The organism is Pseudomonas folii, from assembly GCF_014357575.1.
GTDB lineage: Bacteria > Pseudomonadota > Gammaproteobacteria > Pseudomonadales > Pseudomonadaceae > Aquipseudomonas > Aquipseudomonas folii.
Genome location: NZ_JACONW010000265.1, coordinates 1 through 3,714 on the forward strand (window position 1 = coordinate 1; position 3,714 = coordinate 3,714).

The 3,714-nt window shown below is 57.1% G+C and carries 3 protein-coding genes; 1 reads left to right on the forward strand and 2 read right to left on the reverse strand.

Annotated elements, in window-relative coordinates; genetic code table 11:
* Positions 1 to 86: 86 nt before the first annotated feature.
* Together H8S59_RS26430 and H8S59_RS26435 are read right to left on the reverse strand one after the other, a co-directional pair.
* Positions 87 to 1,391: a CitMHS family transporter gene (locus H8S59_RS26430; protein WP_087264727.1), complete on the reverse strand. Its 1,305-nt coding sequence runs from the start codon at positions 1,389 to 1,391 to the stop codon at positions 87 to 89.
* 122 nt (positions 1,392 to 1,513) lie between these two features.
* A complete protein-coding gene (locus tag H8S59_RS26435) occupies positions 1,514 to 2,599 on the reverse strand; it encodes a 4-oxalomesaconate tautomerase (protein ID WP_187523320.1) in 1,086 nt (361 codons plus the stop codon).
* Between the two features lie 168 nt (positions 2,600 to 2,767).
* Between H8S59_RS26435 and H8S59_RS26440 the strand changes: the two genes are divergently transcribed.
* Positions 2,768 to 3,658, forward strand: coding sequence for a LysR substrate-binding domain-containing protein (locus H8S59_RS26440; RefSeq protein WP_187523321.1), 891 nt, complete (start codon positions 2,768 to 2,770; stop codon positions 3,656 to 3,658).
* Positions 3,659 to 3,714 lie beyond the last annotated feature (56 nt).

Consider the following 3,714-nt stretch of genomic DNA (forward strand, 5'->3'; position numbering starts at 1 on the left):
TGAACTGCGTTTGCTTTGCGACAGCGCTGTGTCAGGGACACAAGATGGCATCTCCTGCAGAAATGCATTTCAGTTCAGTTTTTAAATCAAACAAACAACGTCAGCGCACCGGTCAGCAGCGCCAAAGCTGTGACCACCAACGATGTCAGCACCGCCCATTTAACGGCGGCTTTCTGGAAGTCGCCGATGTCGCGGTCGATCATGCCCATCAGCAGCAGAGTCGAAGCCACCAGCGGGCTCATCAGGTGCACCGGCTGACCCAGAATCGATGCCCTGGCGATCTCCAGCGGGCTGATGCCATATGCCGCTGCGGCATTGGCAAGGATCGGCACCACGCCGAAGTAGTAAGCATCGTTGGACAGGACAAAGGTCAGTGGCATGCTGGTCAGTGCGACCACCAGCGGGAACAGATGGCCCCACTCCGGCGGAATCCAGGCCACCAGAGTTTGCGCCAGCGCGTCCACCATTTTGGTGCCCGAGAAGATCCCGGCAAACACACCGGCAGCGAATACCAACAGGACCACGGTCATGGCATTGCCGGAGTGGGCCAGGATGCGTTCTTTCTGAATATCCAGTTGCGGGTAGTTGATCATCAGCGCCAGCACAAAGCCGATCAGGAACAGGACAGCCGAGTGCATCAGGCCCATGACCAGCGCGATCATCACAACAACAACCAGCGCCAGATTGACGTACGCCAGTTTTGGACGCTTGTGCGGGGTATCGCCCAGAATCGCTTCGATATAGCAGTTACCGCCGCCGCTTTGCAGGTTCACATTACCGATGCGTTTACGCTCGGCGCGCCCCAGCAGAAAGGCTGTAAACACCACCCAGGCAGCGCCGCCGATCATGGTCGGCAGCAACGGAATGAAGTACTCCCCGGCATCCAGGCCCAGCGCAGCAATGGCGCGTGTTGCCGGGCCGCCCCACGGGGTCATGCCACTCATGATGCTCAACGAAAGCATCGACACGATGCCAAGGATCATCGGGTTCATGCCAATACGTTTGTACAGCGGCAGCATTGCAGCGCAGGTGATCATGTAAGTGGTGGTGCCGTCGCCATCAAGCGCGACGGTCAGCGACAACAACGCGGTGCCCACCGCGATTTTCATCGGGTCGCCATTCACGCGCTTGAGAATCTTGCGGATCAGCGGATCGAACAATCCAGAATCGATCATCAAGCCAAAAAACAGGATCGCAAACAGCAACAACGCTGCAGACGGCGCGACCATTTTCAGGCCATCGAGCATCATCTTGCCGGTGGTGCCACCAAAGCCGCCAATGACAGCAAACACTATCGGAACGATCGTCAACGCCACGATGGGAGACAAACGTTTGGACATGATCAGGTAGGTGAACACCACGACCATGGCGAGGCCAAGGAAGGCAAGCATATGGATATTCTCTTGTTGTTATTTTCTGGCCAAGCGAATGCAGCCGGGCTTGCCGAGAACCGTGTGGACGATACCCGATCTACTCGAACAGCGATCGATTGGAGTGGGTGTTACTACAAAATTTAACTGGCCAACTGTTGCGCGGCAGGCGCATAAACCTCACCGGAAAACAGGCGACGTGCGGTGCGCACCACTGAGGCGCGAATCGTTTGCCCGTTTTCCCCCACGTAAGCCAGGGCGACCTGGATAGAGCCACTGGGGTGCTCTATCCGGACCTGCTGCAAGCGCGGTGACTCGCTGCCAATTCCGAGCAACTTCGCCACGACGGTGCCGTCGCTGACGCAGGCAGTGGCCAGCCCGATAGAGCCGGTAATTGCCAACGCCTTATGACAATTGTGAGGCATGAAGTAGCGAACCTTGAGAGTGCCACCTGAATCCGGCCGCGAGACCAATACGGGTTTGGGAATCACTTTATCGCTGACATCCCCCAACCCCATCGCCATACCTGCGCGCAGACGCAGGGCTTCGAGTTTGCGCAGGAATTCCTTGTCAGCGTCCAGCTCCGCAGGCGTTTCGTCACCACGCTTGCCCAGCAGCGAGGCTTCGATGATGACCATCGGCATTGCCATGTCGATGCAGGTCACCGGCACCCCATCAAGGATGTCAGTCTGCTGGCCTGTTGGGAACAGTTTGCCGGTCTTGCTACCCGCTGCATCAAGGAACGTCAGTTGTACGGGAGCTGCCGAACCTGGCACGCCATCGATACGGGTCTGGCCTTCGTAGCTGACCTGACCGCCCGGTGTGTTGACGTCAGCGCAGACGAAGGTGCCGGTATTGAGGTTACGAATCCGCACCTGAGTCACGTCACCGCTCGCCTTGACCAACCCCTGCTCTACTGCAAACGGGCCAACGGCGCAGAGCATGTTGCCGCAGTTGGGCGCGGTATCGACACGGCGCTGGGACACCATCACTTGCACGAACAGGTAATCCACGTCGGCGTCTTGGTGGGTCGAAGGGCTGACAATCGCGACCTTGCTGGTTTGCGGGCTGCCGCCGCCGATGCCGTCGATTTCCAGTTCATGACCGGAGCCCATCAGCGCCAACAGAAGCTCATCACGCTCAGCAGTAGAAGCAGGTAAATCACTGGCAAGAAAGACCGGCCCTTTGGAGGTGCCGCCGCGCATCAGGACGCAGGGAATCGGTTGCATATTTGCAGACTCTTGTTGATCAATGGGGGTCATTGATGTGTTGAAAGCAAGAGTCCCATGGATAATTTTGCTTATCCAATGCAAAGATCGTAGGGATTATTCCACTTTGGTAAATAATAGCCCTTGACCTTAAATCGCCCATGACCAACCACTGACAGGAGAATAAAAGTGGAATATGAGCTGCAAGACATTCGATCTTTCGTGAAAATCGCCGAACTGGGCAGTTTTCATGAAGCTGCCGAAGTGCTGCACATTTCTCAGCCAGCATTGACGCGGCGCATCAAAAAGCTCGAACAGGGACTGGGCACCTCGCTACTGGACCAAACCACACGCAGGGTCAGCCTGACCAGCGTAGGTCGCGATTTTTTCCCCAAGGCGCGACGTCTGCTGGACGATTTCGAAGACTCGATTCTGAATATTCGCGAGCTGGCGGAACGGCAGATTGGTCAAGTGACCCTCGCCTGCATTCCTACCGCGGCGTTCTATTTTTTGCCCTCGGTGATTCGCCTTTACAACGAACGCTATCCAAAGATTCGCATTCGATTACTGGACCTCAGCGCCAATGAAGGACTAGAAGCAGTGCTGCGGGGCGAAGCGGATTTCGGCATCAACATGATGAGCGGCCAGCATCCGGATATCGAGTTCGTGCCACTGGTCAAAGAGCCTTTCGTCCTAGCTTGCCGACGGGACCATGAACTGGCAAAACGCGAATCTGTGTCCTGGATCGAACTCAGCGAATATCGCCTGATTGGTGTGGGAAGACTGAGCGGTAACCGGATGATTCTTGACCATGCGTTGGCGGGTTTGAGCTGGCGGCCCAAATGGTTTTATGAGGTGCAGCATCTGTCGACGTCGCTGGGCATGGTCGAAGCAGGTCTGGGCATATCGGCCATGCCCAGTCTGGCGATGCCGGCCGAAGGTCACCCGACCCTGGTGAGCGTGCCGCTGATTGATCCGGTGGTCGACAGGACGCTGGGCCTGGTATCGCGGCGCGGGGCCTCGCTGTCTCCGGCCGCGGAAAAATTCGTCGCCATGCTGCTGGAGCAATGGCCGCAGTGATGCCAAAAGGCGCGGTAAGAGTTCCCTAAGCAATAAGAACTCCCCCAGCATCCCTG

Coding starts and splice junctions, on each gene's coding strand:
- H8S59_RS26430 (WP_087264727.1), bottom strand. CDS start 1,391: ATGCTTGCCTTCCTTGGCCTCGCCATGGTCGTGGTGTTCACCTACCTG.
- H8S59_RS26435 (WP_187523320.1), bottom strand. CDS start 2,599: ATGCAACCGATTCCCTGCGTCCTGATGCGCGGCGGCACCTCCAAAGGG.